The sequence below is a fragment of the Bifidobacterium sp. genome (assembly GCF_022640935.1).
In the GTDB taxonomy this organism is placed as follows: Bacteria; Actinomycetota; Actinomycetes; order Actinomycetales; family Bifidobacteriaceae; genus Bifidobacterium.
In genome coordinates, this window is the sequence record NZ_JALCCV010000010.1 from 38,879 (window position 1) to 58,661 (window position 19,783).

The window sequence follows — 19,783 nt, forward strand, 5'->3', positions numbered from 1 at the left end:
ACGTCATATCCCTCTTGCGCGCTGCCAGCGAAACCTGCGGCAGCGTAACGCGGCCGTAACCTGTGACATGATCCGGTTACTTCACTGTGCACTTGAGAAAACAAAGTACGCATAGTTTGTCAAGTACTTTGTGGGGCACATCACAAAAAAAGTCCTGCATAGTCGAAAGGAGATACCTCGTGCCATCTTTTTTCCAGTGGTCTCTCGTCTGGGATTATCTCCCACGCCTTATAGCCGTACTGCCGGTCACGCTGGCGATCGTTGGCGTGGCAACGATCGTCGGTTTGATCCTGGGAGTGTTCATCGCCTTCCTGCGGGTCGAAAAGGTTCCGGTTCTCAGCCAGATCGCCGCCGTATTCGTCTCGTTCATCCGAGGCACGCCTATTCTGGTGCAGCTGTACATTGTATATTACGGCGTACCGATGGTCGTGCAGGCCGTATCCGGTGCCGATATATCCTCATGGAATAAGATCATCTTCCTGTATATCGCCTATGGCCTGAACACGGCCGCCTTCCAATCAGAGACGATCCGCTCGGCCATCCTGAGCATCCCCGCCAACCAGATCGACGCAAGCATCGCCTGCGGACTCACCAAGCCGCAAATGTATATGAAGGTCATCCTTCCGCAGGTCGTCAGGATCGCGATGCCCGCCTTCGGCACCACCACAATCGGACTGCTGCAAGATACATCGCTTGCCTTCACCATCGGCGTCGTCGATGTCGTAGGCAAGGCGAAGGCGCTGGGTGCCGCAAACTTCCACACCATGGAAGGCTATGTCGGGGCCGCATTCCTGTTCATCATCCTGAGCTTCGTTCTTGAACGCGTGTTCGCGGCGATCGAGCATCGCATGAGCTTCGACACGCGAATGGCACCAGCCGCGCGCAAGTCATTCTTCACGCACCTGCTCTGGTTCGGGGCACAGCAGCAAAAAGCCTAAACGCCTACACCGCTCTACTGTCAGCCGCTTCGCCGTCGTCTTTTTCCTCGACAGGCTCCGACCGGCAGCGCACCTCGAACCGGCTATAGTCCGACCACCACGGACTCTCTGAACAGCAGTCAACACCCAACCTCTCATTCCATTCGATATGGCATATGACATCTGGCCACTTCACCGCGAACAAAGGAACACTCATGAAAACGCATAAGCCCCGCATCACACTTCTCGCACTCGCCGCGGCCACGGCACTCCTCGTGGCCGGCCCACTCGCCGCATGCGGCAGTTCCAGCTCGTCGAACGACGACGGGGTCAAAACGATTACCGTGGCCACCGGCAATGACGGCAACCCCTTCTGCTACATGGACACGAACGGCAAACTGACCGGCTATGATGTCGCCATCATGAATGCGGTGGGCGACAAGCTCAAGCAGTACTACAAGTTCACCTTCATGCCTTCCGACTTCCCCACCTCGCTGACCAATCTGGCCAGCGGCAAGGCGCAAATTGCCGCCTACGAATACGAGGTGAACGATCAGCGTAAAGCCAAATTCACCTATGGCACCGTAGGCACGACGAAGTGGGATACGCTCATTATCTCCGACCCGAAGAACGGACCCGTCTACCAGAGCTTCGACGAACTCAAAGGCAAGAAAGTCTATGCGACCACCGCCACCAACCAGGCGGCCATGGCGGAGACTTACCTGAAGAGCCACCCGGACGCCTTCAAGCTCGTCTACGGCACCTATACCAACGAACAGACCGTGCAAGCCATAGCGTCCGGTGCTGTCGACGCAACGCTGGCACCCCAATATAACCTCGACCTGTTCAACAGTCAGCTGAAGGCAGGATTCAAAGGCTCGGACGGCCCGGTGCACAAATCCGCCGCATACCTGCTCTTCCAGAAGAACGCGGACAAGACGCTTATGGACCGGGTGAACAAGGCTATGCAGGAGATCAAGGACGACGGCACCATGAAGAAGCTGTCAGTGCAGTATCTCGGCGCTGATTACGTGCCGGAATAAACACAAACGACCAAGGACAATCCAAGAGCACAGAGCATAGGAGACACCATGGGATTCAGCGTTCAGGCTGTGGTCGCATCCATAGCATATGCCATACGGTATCTGGGAACGACCCTGTTCATATCGGTGTTCGCGCTGGTGATCGGCGTCATCATCGGCTTCGTCGCGGCGCTCGCCCGCTTCTACGGCGTGCCGTTGCTCTCCCAAGTGCTGCAGGTGCTGATCACGCTGCTCAAAGGCGTGCCTATCGTGCTGATCCTGCTGGCGATGTATCTGCTCGCCTCAACCCAGTTCGACATCTGGGCGAAGGCCTTGCACATCTCCCTGAGGTTCAAGGATTTCAACACGATATGGCTCGCCGTCATCGGCCTGAGCATCATGGCGTTCGTCAATGCCAGCGAGATATTCCGCGGGGCCTTCGCATCCATCGGCGTCGGCCAGCTTGACGCCGCCAAATCGATCGGCATGACCAACTGGCAGACGATACGCCGGGTGCTGCTGCCGCAGGCCATACCGGTGTCCATACCAGTGTTCGGCAATCTGCTCATCAATCTGATCAAAGCCTCCGCCTTGGCCTCGATGGTCGGCGTCGTCGACATCTTCTCGGCGGCCACGATCTCCGCGCAGCAGACCTACACCTTCCTGGAGGCCTACGCGGGCGTCGCGCTGATCTACTGGGCGGTCGTGGTCTGCATCGAAAAAGGCTCGGGGCTGATCGAGCACCGCATGACACGCCACTTGGGGAGGGCAGCGCAATGATGAAGATCCGTGGCATTACCAAGCATTTCGGCAAGCAGGACGTGCTCAAGGGCGTCGATCTCGATGTCGGCACCGGCGAAGTCGTGGTGATCCTAGGGCCCAGCGGCTCTGGCAAAACCACCTTCCTGCGCTGTCTGAATTTCTTGGAACATGCCGACAACGGGGAGATCACCCTCGATGACGCCCATGTCGACGTAAAGAAATCAAGTCGACGCGAGATCCTGTCCTATCAGCGCCAGACAGCGATGGTGTTCCAAAACTATGCCCTGTTCCAGAACAGGACGGCTATGGACAACATCATCATGCCGCTCGTCGTCACCGGCAAGGCCAAGAAGGACCAGGCCCGCGCACTGGCCGAGAAGCTCCTCGGGCAGGTCGGCCTGTCCGACCGCAAGGACTTCTATCCCGGTCAGCTCTCCGGCGGCCAGCAGCAGCGCATCGGCATCGCCCGGGCGTTGGCTTTGAATCCCAAAGTCACGCTGTTCGACGAGCCGACCTCTGCGCTCGACCCGGAATTGGTCGGGCAGACCTTGGCGCTGCTGCGCGACATCGCCGACGCCGGGGCGACCATGATTCTGGTGACGCATGAGATGAAATTCGCCTACGAGGTCGCCGATAAGGTCGTGTTCATGGATCAAGGCGTGGTCGTGGAACAGGGCTCGCCGCATGAGGTGTTCAAGCACCCCAAGGCGCAGCGCACCAAGGAGTTCCTCGCGCGCTTCACCAGCCAGCTGGCCCATGCCGCGGCATCGCAGTGAGCGAGAAATCGCGCCGCATCAGCATATATGCATTACATAACGTACATATACATAGGTATACATACAAATACAGCATCACGAAAGCAATAAGAAAGAGAGCATAGGCATGGAATACCGCTTCTCCAAACGACTGGCGCATGTGACCCCTTCGGTCTTGCGCGAAAACGCGAAAAAGAACATGAGCGCCGAAAACACGATCTCCTTCGCCTATGGATTCCCCTCGACGCAGGCCTTCCCGATGGACACGCTGCGGGAGATATCCGAGAAGCTGTACACGCAGTACAACCCGGACACCTTTCTGCAATACGCGCCTTCCGAAGGCTATCCGATCCTGCGCAAGCTGATCAAAGAACGGCTGGACGAACGTTGCGGCATTCACAACGACGAGGAAGTCATCGTCGTCTCCGGTTCTTCGCAGGCCATGGACCTGACGGTCAAGGCACTGTGCGACGAAGGCGACATCGTCTTATGCGAGGAGCAGACCTTCTCCGGCGCGGTCAAGGCGATCCAAAGCTATGGCGCGATTCCGATGCCCATCCCCATGAATATCGGGGAGCAGTCGGTGGATCTCGATGCGCTCGAAACCCTGCTGCGCGAAAACGACCGGGTGAAGATGATCTATATCATCCCCACATTCCAGAATCCGCTGGGCACTTCGATGCCACTGGAGAAGCGCCAGGCGCTGTATGACCTCGCGCACCGCTACGACATCATTATCTTCGAGGACGACCCGTACGGAGATCTGCTGTATTACGGCGAACCAATCGCGAAGATCAAGTCCTTGGACGTCGACGAACGCGTCATCTACGCCGGATCGTTCTCCAAGATCCTCGCGCCGAGCACGCGCTTGGGCTTCGCCATGGCCGCCAAGCCGCTGCTCGACAAACTGGTCGTTGCCAAACAGGTGGCCGACTCGCATTCCAATTACTACTGGCAGGTCATGCTCACCGAATACATGCTCAACTACGATTTCGAAGGCCATGTCGACTATCTGAGGGACATCTACCGCGAGCGCCTGGATGCGATGACCGAGGCGCTCAACAAGCTCCCGGCCGACAAGATCAGCTACATCAAACCCACCGGCGGGTATTTCATCGGCTGCACGATGGCCGGCGACGTCGATCCGGAGCTCTTCTACGAGGCGCTCAACACCTGTAACGTCGCCGTGATCCCCGGCAACATCATGAGCGTCACCGGCGAAGGCTATGAACATGACTTCCGCCTCAACTTCACACGGCCCTCGGTCGAGGAAATCAAGAGCGGCATCGCCTTCATAGGCCAGGCGTTGCAGGCCGCCTCGCACCCAAGCTATCAGACCGTCTCCTGACCGAACCGAAGGGTTGCATCATGAAACTGGCGTATTTCGGTGCTTCAAAGGCCACCATGCCGGTCATCAGGCGCTGGGAGCAGGCGAATGACGCACAGGTCAGCGCCATCCTCGAAGGATTGAGCGAAAGCACCATCGACTTGGCGCGCGGCCACGACGGAATATGCCTGTACCTGAGCCGCGACATGCAAAACCGCGAATCCATGTATCGGCAGCTGCACGAATACGGCATGCGCCAGCTTTCGCTGACGTCGGCCGGCATCGATGGGCTGAACCGACAATGGGCGCAGCGGTACGGTCTGAGCGTCACGAACGTGCCGTCCTACAGCCCTACTTCGGTCGGGCACTACGCACTCATGCTGATCCTCATGATGCTGCGGGGCGTGCCCGCTGCCCAGAAAGCCCCCACGCTGAGCCGAGTGATGCTTGGCCGGGAGCTGGCCGATGTCACGGTCGGGATCGTAGGCACCGGCCATATCGGCAGTATCGTGGCTTCGGCGGTCAAGGCCTTGGGCGGCCATGTCGTCGCCTACAGTTCGCACAGGAATCCGCAGCTGCGCGGCATCGCGGACTATGTCAGCTTCAACGAGCTGCTGGCGCTCAGTGATGTCATCTCGATCCATGTGCCGCTCACCAGCGCCACGGAACACCTGTTCGACGATGAAGCCTTCTCCCGCATGAAGCCGAACAGCTGTCTAGTCAACACCGCGCGAGGTGGCATCGTGGATACCGAGGCGCTGCTCCGGGCGCTGGAAAACGGCCGGCTGGCGGGGGCCGGGATCGATACCATCGAAGGCGAGGAGCGGTATATGCCCCGGGGCTGGGGCAGCAATCCCCTGTGCCAGCGGCTCGTCGGTTACCCCAATACGATCGTCACGCCGCATATCGCCTACTACACCGGCAGGGCAGTGGAGGAGATCACCGTGGCCGCACTGAACAACGCCAAAGACATCCTGACGACCGGACGCTGCGCCAACACGGTACTCGTCTGTCAGCCGTGAGACGGTATGCTCCAGCAGGCCGTCCACCGCGATCGACGGCACCAATGACCGCAGACACTACGGACCCGAACTTTTCAATGACCGATGGCAAGGAGAGGAAGCGACCATGATACAGGCACAGGTGCTTGGACTGCGCAAGCGGTTCGGCGACAATGAAATCCTCAAAGGGGTCTCGCTCAACGTCGACAAAGGCGAGGTCGTATGCATCATTGGCCCCAGTGGATCAGGAAAAACAACGTTTCTGCGCTGCTTGAACTTACTCGAGGAGCCAGATGAGGGCAGCTACGCGCTCGGCGAGAACGTACGCTGCGACTTCGGCCATGTCGGCGCGAACCAGCGGCGCATGATCGCCCGCCAGACGGCGATGGTGTTCCAGTCTTACGAGCTGTTCCACCACATGACTGCCGTGCAGAATGTGATGGAGGGCCTGATCACGCCACGCAAGATGCCTCGCGCCAAGGCGAAGAAGATCGCGACCGACATGCTGGAACGGGTCGGCATGGCCGACAAGGCGGATATGTATCCCGCGCAGCTTTCCGGCGGCCAGCAGCAGCGCGTCGGCATAGCGCGGGCCATGGCGCTCTCCCCCGACTTGCTGCTTTTCGACGAGCCCACCTCCGCACTCGACCCCGAACTGGTGGGCGATGTGCTCAAGGTGATGCGCGATGTGGCAGACAGCGGCCAGACCATGGTCGTGGTGACCCATGAGATGCAGTTCGCCAAGGAAGTCGCCGATCAGGTGGTGTTCATGGCCGGCGGCGTCGTAGTCGAAAGCGGCAAGCCCGCTGACATTTTCGAGCATCCGCAGAAGGACGCCACATGCAGATTCCTGAGCAATTTCGATTTGGATGCCAGCGACTCTGAGGCCACCCCGTCAGACGGCGATTCGCCGGACGTTCCTGCACCCGAGGTGCCTTCGTTGGATACCCCTTTGCTGAATACAAGCTCGACTGATACGGATCCGTCAGATGCGGATTCGCCGGAAAGCCAGTCGTGAACGCCAGCATACGAAAACTCACACAGGAGAAGGCAACCCAACCACCCGCGGAATCGGCAACGCATGAATCCGATTCGGAGGATTCGACCGATTCCGCTCTGGAAGCCACGTTGGGTTCTGATCCGACGATGGATTCTGTAGTCGCTGCAGGCTCGACCAGCTCCGGGACGCTGTGGAATCCGCGTTTCATACTGCTTATGGCGGTCGCCGCGCTGGCTTCGACGGCCATCACCACGCAAATGGGCACGCTGCCGCTCTACGTGGCTTCGCTTGGCGGCTCTGAAGCCATATCCGGCTTGATCGTTGGCGTGCTGGGGATTGCTGCGCTCATCTGTCGCTTCCCCATCGGCATCCTGCTGGATCGCTACGGTCGCAAGATCATCCTCGTCTGCGGCTTGGCGATTCTCCTGGTCGATTTCACGCTGCTGAACCTATGCAGAACATTGCTCGCGCTGCTCTGTCTGCGCATACTGCAGGGCATAGGCAGCGGCACTGAAACCACGTCGTCGTCGACTATGGCGGTCGATCTCATTCCGGTCGGCAAGCTCACCGTCGGTTTGGGATACTTCAGCCTCACCCAAGTGGTGCCCGGCGCCTTGGGTCCGCTGCTCGGCCTGACTGTCGTGGATCTGTTCGGCTTTCAGGCGCTGTTCGTCTTGGGCACTGCGCTGACGGCGGCCGCGCTGCTGCTCAGTCTCTTCATCAAATCCGAAGCCATGTATCCGCGCAGAAAACAGCCGAAAACAGCCGAAACACCTGCTGCTGCGCCTTGCACGAAAGCACCCGGGATCTTGGAATCGCAGTCCGGCGCGATGCAATCGCCCACGCGGACATCCGTCGCGCCACACGGCAGCGCGGCGAAGCCTTCTGCAACGGTCCCCTCCCCGACAGTGCCTCGCGTAACGATGCCCTCGCTGTTTCTTCGGCCCGGAATCCTCCTGCCCAGCCTGATCATGTTTCTTGTCTTCGGCGCGAATTCGGGCATCACCGTGTTCGTCGCGCAGTTCGCCGTGGAGAGCCATATCCCCGCTCCCGGGCTGTTCTTCGTCATGCAGGCGAGCGTCACGTTGCTCATCCGCGTCTTCTTCTCCCCCATGCTGGCCAGATGCAGCCAGAGCCTAGTGATCGTCGGCAGCATCGTCATGATCAGCGTGGCCTTCATCACCGTCGCCAACGCCTCCGATCTCGGCGTGCTGCTGCTGGCCGCCGTGCTGTGCGGCGCCGGTCAGGCGAGCTTGCAGCCGATGATGAACGCGCTGGTGCTCTATGGCATTGAACCCGACCAGCGCGGCCAAGTCACCGCGTTGTTCTCCGCTTCGGCGGATGTGGCCTATGGCGGCGGCGCGCTGCTGTGGGGATGGGTGGCGGGCCTGTGCGGCTTCAGGCTGATGTTCGTCATCTGCGGCTTGTGTTGCGCCCTGTCCCTGCCCTGCTACGCATGGCTCCGCCTTTTCCGGCGACACCGCGATCTGTTGGCTTAGTGCCGTAGCGACGACTCTGCGCATTATGCAGGGCGCGCCTTCCGATTTGTGCAGGCATGCGTCTGCGCAAAGACACTAAATCACGCTTTGCAAGGGCCGATCTGCGTTATGCGTAGCGTTAGCTTGAGCTTGCGGAGGCCGATCAGCCCTGAATTCCAGACCAATCCTTGTTGACCAGATACCGAGGCACCTTGCCGCCCACGAGCAGGTCGACCATGCCGCGCAAAGCCATCTCACGCGCCTGATAGAACGATTCCCCGGAGAGGAACGCGGCATGCGGATTGATGACCACATTTTCAAGGCCCCTGAGCTCGGTCTGCTCGGTGATCTCATCCTCGATGACGTCGACCGCAGCGCCTGCTATCGTCTTGTCCTTGAGCGCCTGCACGAGCGCAGCCTCGTCGACGATGCCGCCACGGGCCGTGTTGATCAGGTATGCCGTCGGCTTCATCAGCGCAAGTTCGCGGGCCGAGATCAAGTGCCGGGTCGTTTCAATGAGCGGCGTATGCAAGGACACGAAATCCGAGCGTTCGAGCAGCTCGTCGAGCGTGTCGACTTTGCGCGCGCCAAAGCTTTCGATGAATTCGGCGGTTTTCGTCGGTGCATACACAAGCACCTGCAGGCCCAGCGCCAGCAGCGCAGGCATCATATGCTGCGGGATGCCGCCGAAGAACACCAATCCCACGCTCTGGCCTTTCAGCCGATGCGGCATGGCGCCAGCCAGCGGCTCCCAAGCGCCCTGCCGGACCTCGCGGTCGTAATAGCTGATCTTTCTGGCGAGATCGATGATCATGCCGACGGCGGTCGTCGCGACCTCCTCCTGGCAGAACCCAGGGGCGTTGGTGACCGCAATGCCATGCGAAGTCGCCTCGGGTATGTCGACCATATCCGTGCCGATCGATTGCAGGCCGACCACTTTGAGCCTCGGCAAACGGTCCATCACCGTTCCGGTGATGCGGAAATACTCGACTACCACCCCATCAGAACCATCCGTAGCCCGTACGAAGGAGTCGTCGTCCTGATGGTCTGCGACGACCTCGCGAAGCAGGACCCTGCCAGCGACGTCCCATCGGGCAAGCAACTCACGTTCGTAGTCGAGCCCGTCAGAGATGTTGAAGTATGAGATGACCACAGGCGTTTCGCCGCCCGCCGCCACCGACATGGCTTCTTCCATATGGACCTCCGTGGTTGCCGGTTGATGGTGCCGTTGCTGGTTCTGTATGATGCCGCCGGCCGATCAGAGTGGTTGGCTGATCGATTCGTCCGGGCCGCTGGCGACGCTGGTTGGCTGCTGTGCTGTCGGCTCTTGCGGCGCGCAGACCAGATATGTGATGGCTCAGTCGCTGTTTTCCGCGACGCTCAGGCTTTCATCCAGGATGGCGATGCCCTCGTCGATGACGTCCTTGGTAACGTTCAACGGCGTCGCCATGCGCATGCCGTTGCCTTTGACGCCACACGAGAGCGTAAGCATGTGTCTGGCCAAAGCCGCCGAACGGGTGAGTTCGACGAGATCACCACCGGTGCGGCCATCGGTGTGGTCGAGTTCGATGGCGACCATCAAACCCAGCCCTCGAACGTCGGCGATAATCGGATGGCGTTCTTTCAGGCCGAGCAACTCCTGCTTGAGATATGCCCCTTGTGTGTTGACATTGTCGAGAATATGCGATTCCGCAAATTCGTCCAGCACTGCCAGCCCGGCGGCGCCCATGACAGGATTGCCGCCGAAAGTGCCGCCGTGCATGCCGGGATGCCACTCGCTCATAATCTTCTCGGTGCTGAGCACTGCGCTGGCCGGGACGCCCCCGGCGATCGCCTTGCCAAGCGTCATAATGTCGGGCACAACGCCGAAATTCTCAGCCGCGAACATTGTCCCCGTGCGGCCGTATCCCGCTTGGATCTCGTCGAAGATCAGCATGATGCCATGTTCGTCGCACATCGCCCGCAGCCCTTTGAGGAATGAAACCGGCGGGACGACATAACCGCCCTCGCCTTGCACCGGCTCGACGAGTATGGCAGCCGTCTCGTCGGGCGCGCAGATATAGTCGAATATGCGCCGGATGTCGCCTAGGCACCACGCGCTGCGCTGCTCCTCGTCATAGCCTTGCGGACACTGGTCGGCCGAAGGGTACGAGGCGAAATGGATGCCGCCTACAAGCGGCTCGGTGTATTTACGGTACTTCGAGTTTGACGCGGTGACCGAGACCGCGCCGAGCGTGCGCCCATGGAACGAGCCCTTGAAGGCGATGATGCCGGGGCGTTTGGTATACGCACGCGCCAGTTTCAAAGCCCCATCGGTCGCCTCGGCGCCGCCGTTCGAGAAGAAGATACTCGACAGCTCACCCGGCGCCACCTGCGCGATGCGTTTGGCAAGCTCCAAGGTGCTGGGGTAATTGACCATGTTGAACGATGCGGTCGTGAGCTTCTGCACCTGCTCCGTGATGGCGCGTACGACACGCGGATGGCTGTGTCCGAGCGCGTTGACCGCAATGCCCTGCACCCAGTCCAAATACCGCTCGCCTTCCACGGTCCAGATATAGCTGCCCTGCCCGCGCTCGATCACCAGTTCGGTGGTTTTGGCGAGCGCCGGCGAGAGATACTGCTGATAATCCTTGAATTCGACAACCATTGCGCCTGCTCCTTGTGCGGCTGTGACATAACCTGCATGCCCTTGATGATCCGGCTACCCCGTGAGCCTACAGCAGCGCAGGCAACGCCTATGTAAACTCGGTTCATCAATCGGAAACCAATGAATACGCACTGCGCATGCCTCCGATTGCGTAGTGCACGCAAAACGAACATTGGGGGCCACTGACCAGTCCTGTTGAAACCTTGTGATCGCGAGGCCCATGAACGATCATCGTTGACGAGCATGTTCGGTTCGTACGCACTATGCGACTCGCAAAAGACGTAGTGTGCACTCACCATCCAGCAGCCAGATTATAGCCTGGCCACGGATCACCTGACCTTGATCAGCGGCTTGATGATCCTGCGATGATCGAGGTCATCGTAGGCCTGCGCAATGTCATCAAGCGCATATTCCCTCGTATAGACCTTGCCCGGCTCAATGGAGCCGCTGAGCACCTCGGGCAGCAGCTGCGCAATATAGTGATGGGCAGGCGAAATGCCGCCGGTTATCGTCACATTCGTGGCGAACAGCTTGGCCAAGTCGATGCTCACGCCATGGGGCAGCCCTACATAACTGATAGTGCCGCCCGGCCGCACCATGCCGATCGCCGTCTCGAACGATTGGGCGCTGCCCACGCACTCGAGCACAATATCGGCCATATTGTCCGCGCTCAGGCCGCGCACCGCCTCGACCGCCTGCTCACCGCGCGCGGTGATAATCTCGTCCGCCCCGAATGCCTCCGCCAAATCATGGTGGTTTTCGTGCGTGCTGCCAGCGTTGATGACATATTGGGCTCCCAGCATTTTCGCCGCCAGTATGGCGCTCAAGCCCACAGCCCCATCGCCGATGATGACCACCACATCACCATGGTTGATGCCGGCGCTCACCGCGCAATGGTATCCTGTCGTGAACACGTCGCTCAATGTCAGCAGGCTCGGTATCAATGCCGCGTCAGGTCTCCTGCCGTCGGGATAGGTCTTGACCAGCGTGCCATCGGCGAACGGCACGCGAGCGGCCTGCGCCTGGCCGGCGTCAGGAATATGCCGGCCCCAGAACCCGCCATTCACGCAGCTGGTCTCCAAGCCCCTGCGGCAATTCGCGCAGGTGCCGTCGCTCCATCGAAATGGCACGATGACCCAATCGCCGACCGATATGTCATGGACCTCAGAGCCGATCTGGCTGACCGTGCCGACGAACTCATGCCCGATCCGGCTCGGGGCCACGGCGCCTTGGCCGCGATAGGTCCACAAGTCAGAGCCGCACACGCCGGCGTATTCGATCGATACGACAGCATCGGTGGGGTCCACCAGCCGGGCATCGGCGACGTCGTCCAACGAGACTGTTGCATTGCCGTGGTATACGGTGGCTTTCATAGCGTGCCTTCCTGCCTGCATATAGGGATTCAAGAATTATCGTATCTGTTATAAAACAGGTACGTTCAAGGAGATGTTTCGACACTGAAAACTTGGCGATGCGCTTTCGAGCTTCTGACCTTCTCACAGCTCAAGCGCCACTACGGCGCGTGATGGCGTAGGGCGGGCGACGATCTGGAATCCGGAGCGCAGAAACGTCGACAGCACGCCGACGAACAAGGCATTGCTTGAGGCCGAAGACACTGCGGTGTCGATGGGATAGGCCTCGAGGACCCGCGCGCCGTGGCTGCGCGCATGCTCAATCGCGGCGTCGAGCAGAACCGCGCCCAAGCCTCGATGCCGGTATTCGCGCCGTATCGAGAAGCAGGTTACAGCCCAGACATCCGGTGCATCGATCGGCTCGGCGCTTCCCTGTCGCACGATGCGCGAGCGGCCAAGCCGTTGCTGCATCGGTCTCGGTCCGACGCGCACCCATCCGGCAGGCTGCCCGTCGATATAGGCCAGCACCCCCGGCGCAAGAGGACCGAGCAGCTCATGATGCAATAAATCAGCACGCTGCGCGGCATTGGTCGTGCGCCATGTGGGGGCGCCCACCACGGGCCACTGGCATTGGCAGCTGCGTCCGTCGCCACCGCCGCACAGCACTGTTTCCACGTCGTCCCAGCGCTGCACGGTGGCTGGTTGCGTCGAAGTCTGCGTCATAGCACGAGCGTATGGCCTATGAATGACAAGCGACGTATGGCAAACGACGCGTGCCAAGCGAACGCGATCTTACGCCAGCGGCCTGCGCACGCTTGTGACGATTCAGGCCATCAAGAGCCGATAATCGTCATTTCGGGCTGGATCAAACAACCGAGCACGGTCTCGATTATTTGCGTAAGCGCATCCTCAGGCAGCGTAGAGACTTTCGCAGCGTTGCGCGCCTGCAAATCAAGCGATTTAAGCTGCTCGACCTGCGCCCAGCCGTGACGCCGCCCACCGGTTGCAGTGCCGTCAGGCACGCGGCCAACATCGACATGCAATGGATAATGGTTGTCGGTGTGCGATATCGGGACGACCATCGTCAGTCCGCTGCGCCGATTGAATGCGTCATTACTGACGACTACAACCGGTTTTCTGCTGGCCTGCCCTTGGCCATCGGAGGGATTCGAATCAACCCAGAGCACATCTCCGTAATGAAATCGAGGCGTCACAGCGAACCCTTGCCTGCAGCCTTGCCGAAGCCATCCTCAACAGGTCTGAAATCGCCCTCGTACCCGGCGAAAAGGGTATTGATATTCTTGGGATGAATGGCTCTGCGCCTCTTAGGGGACAGCACGATGGAATCATCGCGAATATCGGCATCAAGCTCGTCGCCTACATGCAGACCCGTCTGGGCAAGCAGCCTCCTGCTGAGTCTGACACCTTGGCTGTTGCCCCATTTCTGCACTGTCATGGTAGTCATATCCGGCCTCCGTTCCCCTTTGTATATACATAGTATATACAACAGTGCAGACCTTATTGTAGGCGACTATCGTCCGGCTTGCGCACGGATTCGCCTAGCTCTCCGCGCTGGCAATGGCTCCGGCGATGTCGTCGCTGGAGAAGTCATGCTCCAAATACCGTGGATTCGCCACCGGCAGATGCTCCTGCAGCGTATCGAAACGCTGCACGGCAACACGGGCCTTGTCCACATGGAAATCGAGCGCATGGCCGCCGATCGTGTGATCATCGGCAAGATAATGCATGTGGAAACCGCCGACCGCCACGCCGTTGAACACCTGCGGCGAATAATAGGCCAGCAGCGTGCCTTCGGTGGATTCGGCGTCGAACACCCGCTGCTGCTGCGCGGTATGCTCGAGCGAAGGATACGGCCGACTTTGCTTGGCGCAGGCACGCGTGCGCATATTCGCGAACCTTCCCGTCACCGTGACGGCGAAGAACGTATTATCCAAGCCGGTGGTTTTCAACAGGAAATCAGACAGCTCGGCCTTGCTGCGGTCTTCGAAGACGCACAGCGGCGAGAATCTGGCCCAATGCGCATTGGCGAAAGGAAGCATAAACGAGTCAGAGGCGACGACGACGCTGCCGTCGTGACGCACTTGGTACGGGGTGCCGTGCAGGATGACGATCTCGCCGTCCAAGCCCTCGCCGGTGCCGATGCCCGTATCGCCGTGCGTGAGCAGCTCGCCCATGCTCAATGTACCGTCGAACAGCCCTGGCACCAACAACGCCAAGGTGCCATGCTGGTACAACGTGCGAGCGTTGCGTCCGCTCTCGTCTTGGTCCCCGCCGCCGGCTACGCCATCGAATGCCGCAGAGTCATCCTGCGCGGCGCCAGGCCGCGCTGCATCAGACCGCGCTGCATCAGACCGTGCAATGTCATGTTCGATAAGTTGCGTCGTCATATGTTCTCCTATCGCTATCGTGTTCCTTGTGGGATTTTCCTGCGACGGACCTGCAGGCCGGAATTCGCCGGCACATACGCCTTGCCAGCATATGACCGGCCGTTACGCCAATCGCCCGCGGTGCGGCCTAGGTCTTGTGGACTTCTCATCGCACCTTATCGGCCCTATATGGTCTTATGACGAATCAGCTCAGCTCGTCCCTGATCAGGGATTCGTTGAGCTCGTGGTTATGCGAATAATCGACCGGGACGTCGATGACGACCGGCCCGTCCTGCGCGAAAGCCCAGTCGAGCGCCTCGTCGAGGGATGTCTCGCCGTCGACATGCCTGCCTTTGGCGCCGAAGCTTTCGGCATAGCGCACGAAATCGACATGGCCGAGCGCCACACCGGCATCCTTGCCATACTTGGACATCTCCTGGAAACGGACCATGTCATAATGCTCGTCGTTCCAGACGAGCTGGACGATGTGCAAGTGCTCGCGTACAGCTACGTCAAGCTCCTGGCCGGAGAAGAGGAATCCACCGTCGCCCGAAACCGAGACCACGGTCTTGCCGGGTCGTACGAGCGCGGCCGCGATGGCCCACGGCAGACCGACGCCCAAGGTCTGCATGCCGTTGCTGAACAACAGGTGGCGAGGTTCGTAGCTGCGGAAATTACGGGCCATCCAGATGTAATGACTGCCTACGTCGACGCTCACCGTCATGTCGTCGTCGACCCGCTGCTGCAGCGCATGGACGATCTGCAGCGGGTGGATGAGCGCAAGCCCGTCGGGACCGGTCCGTTGTGCCGGCCGGGGAGGCAGGCTCTCCTGCTCGAGCCTGCCGCGCAAGCCGTTGAGGTATGCGCGCGACTCCTTCGGAAGATGCCAAGCGGCATCGGATGCGTTGACGCCGGCTTCGCCCGCCTTATCGGCCTCATGCGCCGCGCCGCCGGCATTGCCCGCCTCGCACAGGCTGGCGAGCGCGGCGAGCGTCGGCGTGATGCCATAGGGAATGACAGTGTCAGGCTGGAATTCACGGGTGAATTCGGGAATGACGTCGTCGATGCAGACGATCGGAGTGCTCGAAAGCACATTCCAATTGCGTGCCTCGTATTCGATCGGGTCATAACCGACCGTGATGACCAGATCGCTGCGGCGCAGGATCTCGTCGCCCGGCTGGTTGCGGAACAGCCCAACCCTGCCGAAGTACAGCCGTTCAAGGCTGCGCGGAATGATGCCCGCCCCTTGGAACGTCTCGACCACCGGCAGGTGGTTGACCGTTAGGAAACGCCGCAATGCCGCTGCCGCGTCCCGCTCCGAGGCCCTCATTCCCGCGAGGATCACGGGAAGTTTGGCGGCCCGCACCCGCGCAAGCAGCTCGGTCAGAGTCGAAGGGTCCGACGCCTGCTGTGCCGGGACAGGTAGGCGGGATGCCCGTTCGGACCGCACTTCGTGACCCATCACATCCTGCGGCACCGAAATGAACGCCGCGCCCTTCTTGGCGGCGACGGCCGTGGCGTAGGCGTTGTCGAAGGCTTCAGCCAGATTGTCCGGGTCCTGCACCTCGACGCTGCTTTTGGTAATCGGCGACATCATGCCGCGGCTGTCGATGCTCTGGTGCGTCAGCCGGGACAGGTCACCGCGCGGCACTTGGCCGGCGATGGCGATGACCGGGTCTCCTTCGGCGGTGGCCGTGACCAAGCCAGTGGCGAGATTGGAGGCGCCCGGGCCGGAAGTGGCAACGGCAACGGCCGGCGTTCCGGTCAGCCGCCCGATTCCGGCGGCCATGAGGGCGGCATCCTGCTCGTTCCTAGTGATGATCAGCTTCGGCGTGCCCGGCATGGCGCTGTATTGCAGCGTCTCGAAGAGCTGATCGACTTTCGCGCCCGGAATGCCGAACACATAGCGAATCCCATGGTCGATCATAGCTGCGGCCAACGCCTCGGAAGCCTTGACCGAAGCCGCGGGAGCGGCCGGGATCCGGCTGATCGCCATCTGCTCGATTGCAGGAGGATCAGGCGTGGTTGCCCTGCCGTCCAGCGTATCCGTCTGCGCGGCGACGCCCCGCTCCAGCACGCCTGTTGCATTGTCCATGATGTTTCAAAACCTTTCCGACGCCATGCCACCGACCGATAATCGCCACTGGGCGTGGCGTATGGCATTTGGTTTGTATTACTTGGAAAGATAGAAGTCTCATGTTGATCTGTCAACACAAAATGCCGGGATTTCACTGTAATTCTCGTCACAGTCTTTGCCGCAGCCTGTGCGCGTTCCAGCCTGCGTGAACCCGCAGACGCATATTGTTCCGCATGCGGCTAGGCTGAAGTACAGGATGAACCGATAAGCACACAGTGATATCGCGCACAATGGCACCGCACACAATGGCGTGGCAAACCAGAAAAGGAGAGCAATGCACGATCTGGGACATTTGGCGCAGGACATTTCCATTCTGCACCGTTCGTATTACAAAGACACCGCTTCGGCGTTCAAAAGGCTGCGGCTCAATCCCACCGCCGCCTGCATCATGATCGCGGTATGCGACTCCCCCGGCATCAATCAACGGCGGATCTCGGATTATCTGGCGATCGACAAAGGCCTCACCGCCCGCGAGGTCGCCAAGCTGGAATCCTCAGGCTACTTGCGCCGGGTCAAGGGCAAGGGGAAATCCATATCGCTCGACGCCACAGAAGCAGGCGAAGGCATCGCCGACAAAGCGCGCCGAATTCGCGCATCCTGGTGGCAGAACCGCTTCTCAAGCACCGGCGTCACCCAGACCAGCGAGCTGCTGACCGGCATCGAGCGCATCGTCCGCTCGCTGACCGGCGGCCTCGACATCCGCTCCCCCGACGGCACGGAATCCGAGGACGCGAGGCAATGACGGCATGCTCGGCGAAGAAACGCCGGCGTTGATGCGGACAGCCGAAGACACGCTCTCCCTATGGCGCGTAACGATAACCCGCACTCGCATGTGGTTGCATGTAACGGTACCGAACGAATAATGAAAGGGTTTTCTCTCGTGAAACCACTTGACATAGTTGATTTGAAGACCATAACCGGGATAGCGATGCACCCGCACGAGCCTCGGGGGGTTTGGGCGGTGCAGCAGCCGAACGTCGACGCGAATGCCTATGTGGGCCAGCTGCATGCGATCGACGATCAGGGCAAGAGCAGGCAACTGACGTACGGGCAATGCGACAGCCATCCGAAATTCAATCGTACAGGCGACCTGCTCGGTTTCCTCAGCCGTGATCTGGAGGGAAAATCGCAGGTACGCGTGCTCTCATCGGCTATGGGCGAATCAGTGCAACCGGCAGATTTGCCGCTGGGTTGCGCAGATTTCGATTTCTCCGCCGATGGATCCCTGCTGGTTGTCATCGCCGAACGGCCTGAGGACGGGCGCTACGGCACTGTGAAAGGTCTGAGGCCGCAAAGCGAAGCGCCACGGCTCATCACGACGCGCAGATGGTATTCGAACGGCAGAGGCTACCTTCAGAACAAGCCGTTGTCGCTCGCCTTCATCAGCCTCGGCGAGCTCTCGCTTGGCCCTGCCGCCTCTGCCGCCCCCGGGGAACAACGTTGGACGGGGAGCGATGCGCCGGCTGCTTGGGCTTGGTGCGACGTTCCCGAGCTGTCAGACCAGAATGAGCCGCCTGTGCAATGGGAATCAGCGCAGTTTTCGCTCGATGGCACGGCGCTCCTGGCCATCGGCAACGCCCACAAGGGACGCGATCTCAATCTGCGGAAGGATCTGTATCGCATTCCTTTGGAACCTGGCGCAGACGGAGCGTTCCCCGCTGCAGGCACGCCCAAATGCCTCACTGGGCAGTTCGGCAACTTCGACGTCTCCGGTTTCGCCCAGCTCGCCGATGGCCGGATCTTTCTGTCGATGACTGATCTGGACGAGGATGTGTACGATGCCGAAGCCCACGATTCCTTCATCGCTATCCTCGACGGCGCCAAACTGACTCGTCTGACCGAGCCCAAAACCACGGATATCGGTTTCGATGGCCATCTGGCGCTGGCGGGCGAGCGTGCGGTACTGGCCGGCGACAAGCAGCATGGACTGGTCACGCTTGTCACAGTCTCAGACGATGGCGCCATCACTCCGGTGATCGACGACGCGGTAAGCATGACCGCTTGGGATGCAGCCGCAGGCACCGGCCGTATCTTGGCTGCATACGCGAGCGAAACCGAATCGGCGGTGTTGCAGGGCATCGGATTCGCCGGCGACCGGACGAAATCGATATCTTCAGTCGCCAATGTTGTTATCGCCCCCCGCACGGCGATCATCACCGGCCGCGGCGGCTACCCTGTCGAAGGCTGGATCTACACGCCGGCGGGAACGGGCACCTGCCCGGTAATCCTGTGGATCCACGGTGGCCCCTTCGCCGCATCCGGCCCCACGGTGTTCGATGAAGCCCAAGTGCTTGTGGGAGCCGGCTACGGAGTCGTCATCTGCAACCCACGCGGATCAGCCGGCTACGGCGAAGCGCACGGGCAGAGCGTGAAGGGCGTGCTCGGCACCATCGATATGGAGGACATCACCGACTTCTTCGATGCCGCCCTGGAAAGCGAAGAGCGTTTTGATTCCGAAGACGTCGGCATCATGGGCGGATCATACGGCGGCTACATGACCGCGTGGATGATCGGGCATACGCAGCGTTTCAAGGCGGCGATCGTGGAACGCGGCATGCTGGATCCGGGGCTGATGTTCGGCACATCGGATATCGGCGACTGGTTCAACGCGAAGCTGTGCGGAACCTCGGCCGAAGATCTGGCGCGCCAGAGCCCCATGGCGTATGTATCCGAGGTGAAAACGCCTACGTTGGTCATCCATTCCGAGAACGACCATCGATGCCCCATTTCGCAGGGCCTGCAATTCTACAACAGGCTCAAGCGCCAAGGCACCTACGCCAACATGCTCATCTTCCCCGGCGAGACGCACGAGCTCACGCGCAGCGGCCAGCCCAGGCACCGCGTGGAGCGCTTCGAATATGTCTTGCAATGGTGGAAGCAGTGGCTCGGGTAGGCGAGCGATCAGATATTCACGCGCCCGGATGCATCCGGGACCCTATGCAAGTCGGGCGATGGCGTTTCAAAAACCGCAGAGAACGGCGGCTTGAAAACGCCATCG

18 protein-coding genes are annotated in these 19,783 nt (G+C 60.3%); 10 read left to right on the forward strand and 8 right to left on the reverse strand.

The features are described 5' to 3' along the window. The first annotated feature begins 179 nt into the window (after window positions 1–179). The 8 genes from LKG04_RS04090 (at window position 180) to LKG04_RS04125 (ending at window position 8,283) form a co-directional block, all read left to right on the forward strand. Window positions 180–938 carry an amino acid ABC transporter permease gene (locus LKG04_RS04090; protein ID WP_291759445.1) on the forward strand — a complete coding sequence of 253 codons (759 nt, stop codon included), beginning with the start codon at window positions 180–182 and terminating at the stop codon, window positions 936–938. Window positions 939–1,132: 194 nt separating this feature from the next. Further along, the gene (locus tag LKG04_RS04095) at window positions 1,133–1,960 is read left to right on the forward strand and encodes a transporter substrate-binding domain-containing protein (RefSeq protein ID WP_291759446.1); all 828 of its coding nucleotides are present in this window, start codon (window positions 1,133–1,135) and stop codon (window positions 1,958–1,960) included. Window positions 1,961–2,008: 48 nt separating this feature from the next. Continuing rightward, entirely contained in the window at window positions 2,009–2,719 is a 711-nt protein-coding gene (locus LKG04_RS04100; protein WP_291759447.1) for an amino acid ABC transporter permease, read from the forward strand. Further along, window positions 2,716–3,477 carry an amino acid ABC transporter ATP-binding protein gene (locus LKG04_RS04105; protein ID WP_291759448.1) on the forward strand — a complete coding sequence of 254 codons (762 nt, stop codon included), beginning with the start codon at window positions 2,716–2,718 and terminating at the stop codon, window positions 3,475–3,477. Before LKG04_RS04100 ends, LKG04_RS04105 begins: the two co-directional genes overlap by 4 nt. Window positions 3,478–3,583: 106 nt before the next feature. Further along, complete coding sequence (locus tag LKG04_RS04110) at window positions 3,584–4,804, forward strand: PLP-dependent aminotransferase family protein (protein WP_291759449.1); 1,221 nt, start codon at window positions 3,584–3,586, stop codon at window positions 4,802–4,804. Window positions 4,805–4,824: 20 nt separating this feature from the next. Beyond that, window positions 4,825–5,805, forward strand: coding sequence for an NAD(P)-dependent oxidoreductase (locus tag LKG04_RS04115; RefSeq protein ID WP_291759450.1), 981 nt, complete (start codon window positions 4,825–4,827; stop codon window positions 5,803–5,805). Window positions 5,806–5,911: 106 nt separating this feature from the next. Next, window positions 5,912–6,802, forward strand: a complete 891-nt coding sequence (locus LKG04_RS04120; RefSeq protein ID WP_434734836.1) for an amino acid ABC transporter ATP-binding protein — start codon at window positions 5,912–5,914, stop codon at window positions 6,800–6,802. Beyond that, window positions 6,799–8,283, forward strand: coding sequence for an MFS transporter (locus LKG04_RS04125; protein ID WP_291759451.1), 1,485 nt, complete (start codon window positions 6,799–6,801; stop codon window positions 8,281–8,283). Before LKG04_RS04120 ends, LKG04_RS04125 begins: the two co-directional genes overlap by 4 nt. Before the next feature lie 142 nt (window positions 8,284–8,425). On the opposite strand, the gene LKG04_RS04130 is transcribed toward LKG04_RS04125, so the two are convergent. The 8 genes from LKG04_RS04130 to alsS all read right to left on the reverse strand — a co-directional run bounded on the left by LKG04_RS04130 (window position 8,426) and on the right by alsS (window position 16,743). Continuing rightward, window positions 8,426–9,457 carry a C-terminal binding protein gene (locus LKG04_RS04130; protein ID WP_291759452.1) on the reverse strand — a complete coding sequence of 344 codons (1,032 nt, stop codon included), beginning with the start codon at window positions 9,455–9,457 and terminating at the stop codon, window positions 8,426–8,428. A gap of 162 nt (window positions 9,458–9,619) precedes the next feature. Beyond that, on the reverse strand, window positions 9,620–10,909 hold the full coding sequence (locus tag LKG04_RS04135) for an aspartate aminotransferase family protein (RefSeq protein WP_291759454.1): 1,290 nt from the start codon (window positions 10,907–10,909) through the stop codon (window positions 9,620–9,622). Window positions 10,910–11,238: 329 nt separating this feature from the next. Further along, a complete protein-coding gene (locus LKG04_RS04140) occupies window positions 11,239–12,282 on the reverse strand; it encodes a zinc-binding dehydrogenase (RefSeq protein WP_291759456.1) in 1,044 nt (347 codons plus the stop codon). A gap of 123 nt (window positions 12,283–12,405) precedes the next feature. Continuing rightward, window positions 12,406–12,984 carry a GNAT family N-acetyltransferase gene (locus tag LKG04_RS04145; protein WP_291759458.1) on the reverse strand — a complete coding sequence of 193 codons (579 nt, stop codon included), beginning with the start codon at window positions 12,982–12,984 and terminating at the stop codon, window positions 12,406–12,408. A 110-nt stretch (window positions 12,985–13,094) separates the two neighbouring features. Beyond that, window positions 13,095–13,475, reverse strand: a complete 381-nt coding sequence (locus LKG04_RS04150) for a type II toxin-antitoxin system PemK/MazF family toxin (protein WP_291759460.1) — start codon at window positions 13,473–13,475, stop codon at window positions 13,095–13,097. Further along, window positions 13,472–13,726, reverse strand: coding sequence for an AbrB/MazE/SpoVT family DNA-binding domain-containing protein (locus tag LKG04_RS04155; RefSeq protein WP_291759462.1), 255 nt, complete (start codon window positions 13,724–13,726; stop codon window positions 13,472–13,474). Before LKG04_RS04155 ends, LKG04_RS04150 begins: the two co-directional genes overlap by 4 nt. Before the next feature lie 94 nt (window positions 13,727–13,820). Beyond that, window positions 13,821–14,669 (reverse strand): acetolactate decarboxylase, encoded by an 849-nt coding sequence (gene budA / locus LKG04_RS04160; RefSeq protein WP_291759464.1) that lies wholly within the window; start codon window positions 14,667–14,669, stop codon window positions 13,821–13,823. Between the two features lie 184 nt (window positions 14,670–14,853). Next, window positions 14,854–16,743 (reverse strand): acetolactate synthase AlsS, encoded by a 1,890-nt coding sequence (gene alsS / locus LKG04_RS04165; protein WP_291759466.1) that lies wholly within the window; start codon window positions 16,741–16,743, stop codon window positions 14,854–14,856. Window positions 16,744–17,059: 316 nt separating this feature from the next. Here alsS and LKG04_RS04170 point away from each other — a divergent pair, with 316 nt between their 5' ends. Further along, on the forward strand, window positions 17,060–17,527 hold the full coding sequence (locus LKG04_RS04170; protein WP_291759467.1) for a MarR family winged helix-turn-helix transcriptional regulator: 468 nt from the start codon (window positions 17,060–17,062) through the stop codon (window positions 17,525–17,527). A 120-nt stretch (window positions 17,528–17,647) separates the two neighbouring features. Next, entirely contained in the window at window positions 17,648–19,678 is a 2,031-nt protein-coding gene (locus LKG04_RS04175) for an alpha/beta hydrolase family protein (RefSeq protein WP_291763305.1), read from the forward strand. Window positions 19,679–19,783: the final 105 nt, after the last annotated feature.

Coding starts and splice junctions, on each gene's coding strand:
- LKG04_RS04095 (WP_291759446.1), top strand. CDS start 1,133: ATGAAAACGCATAAGCCCCGCATCACACTTCTCGCACTCGCCGCGGCC.
- LKG04_RS04100 (WP_291759447.1), top strand. CDS start 2,009: ATGGGATTCAGCGTTCAGGCTGTGGTCGCATCCATAGCATATGCCATA.
- LKG04_RS04105 (WP_291759448.1), top strand. CDS start 2,716: ATGATGAAGATCCGTGGCATTACCAAGCATTTCGGCAAGCAGGACGTG.
- LKG04_RS04110 (WP_291759449.1), top strand. CDS start 3,584: ATGGAATACCGCTTCTCCAAACGACTGGCGCATGTGACCCCTTCGGTC.
- LKG04_RS04115 (WP_291759450.1), top strand. CDS start 4,825: ATGAAACTGGCGTATTTCGGTGCTTCAAAGGCCACCATGCCGGTCATC.
- LKG04_RS04120 (WP_434734836.1), top strand. CDS start 5,912: ATGATACAGGCACAGGTGCTTGGACTGCGCAAGCGGTTCGGCGACAAT.
- LKG04_RS04130 (WP_291759452.1), bottom strand. CDS start 9,457: ATGGAAGAAGCCATGTCGGTGGCGGCGGGCGGCGAAACGCCTGTGGTC.
- LKG04_RS04135 (WP_291759454.1), bottom strand. CDS start 10,909: ATGGTTGTCGAATTCAAGGATTATCAGCAGTATCTCTCGCCGGCGCTC.
- LKG04_RS04140 (WP_291759456.1), bottom strand. CDS start 12,282: ATGAAAGCCACCGTATACCACGGCAATGCAACAGTCTCGTTGGACGAC.
- LKG04_RS04145 (WP_291759458.1), bottom strand. CDS start 12,984: ATGACGCAGACTTCGACGCAACCAGCCACCGTGCAGCGCTGGGACGAC.
- LKG04_RS04155 (WP_291759462.1), bottom strand. CDS start 13,726: ATGACTACCATGACAGTGCAGAAATGGGGCAACAGCCAAGGTGTCAGA.
- budA (WP_291759464.1), bottom strand. CDS start 14,669: ATGACGACGCAACTTATCGAACATGACATTGCACGGTCTGATGCAGCG.
- alsS (WP_291759466.1), bottom strand. CDS start 16,743: ATGGACAATGCAACAGGCGTGCTGGAGCGGGGCGTCGCCGCGCAGACG.
- LKG04_RS04170 (WP_291759467.1), top strand. CDS start 17,060: ATGCACGATCTGGGACATTTGGCGCAGGACATTTCCATTCTGCACCGT.
- LKG04_RS04175 (WP_291763305.1), top strand. CDS start 17,648: ATGAAAGGGTTTTCTCTCGTGAAACCACTTGACATAGTTGATTTGAAG.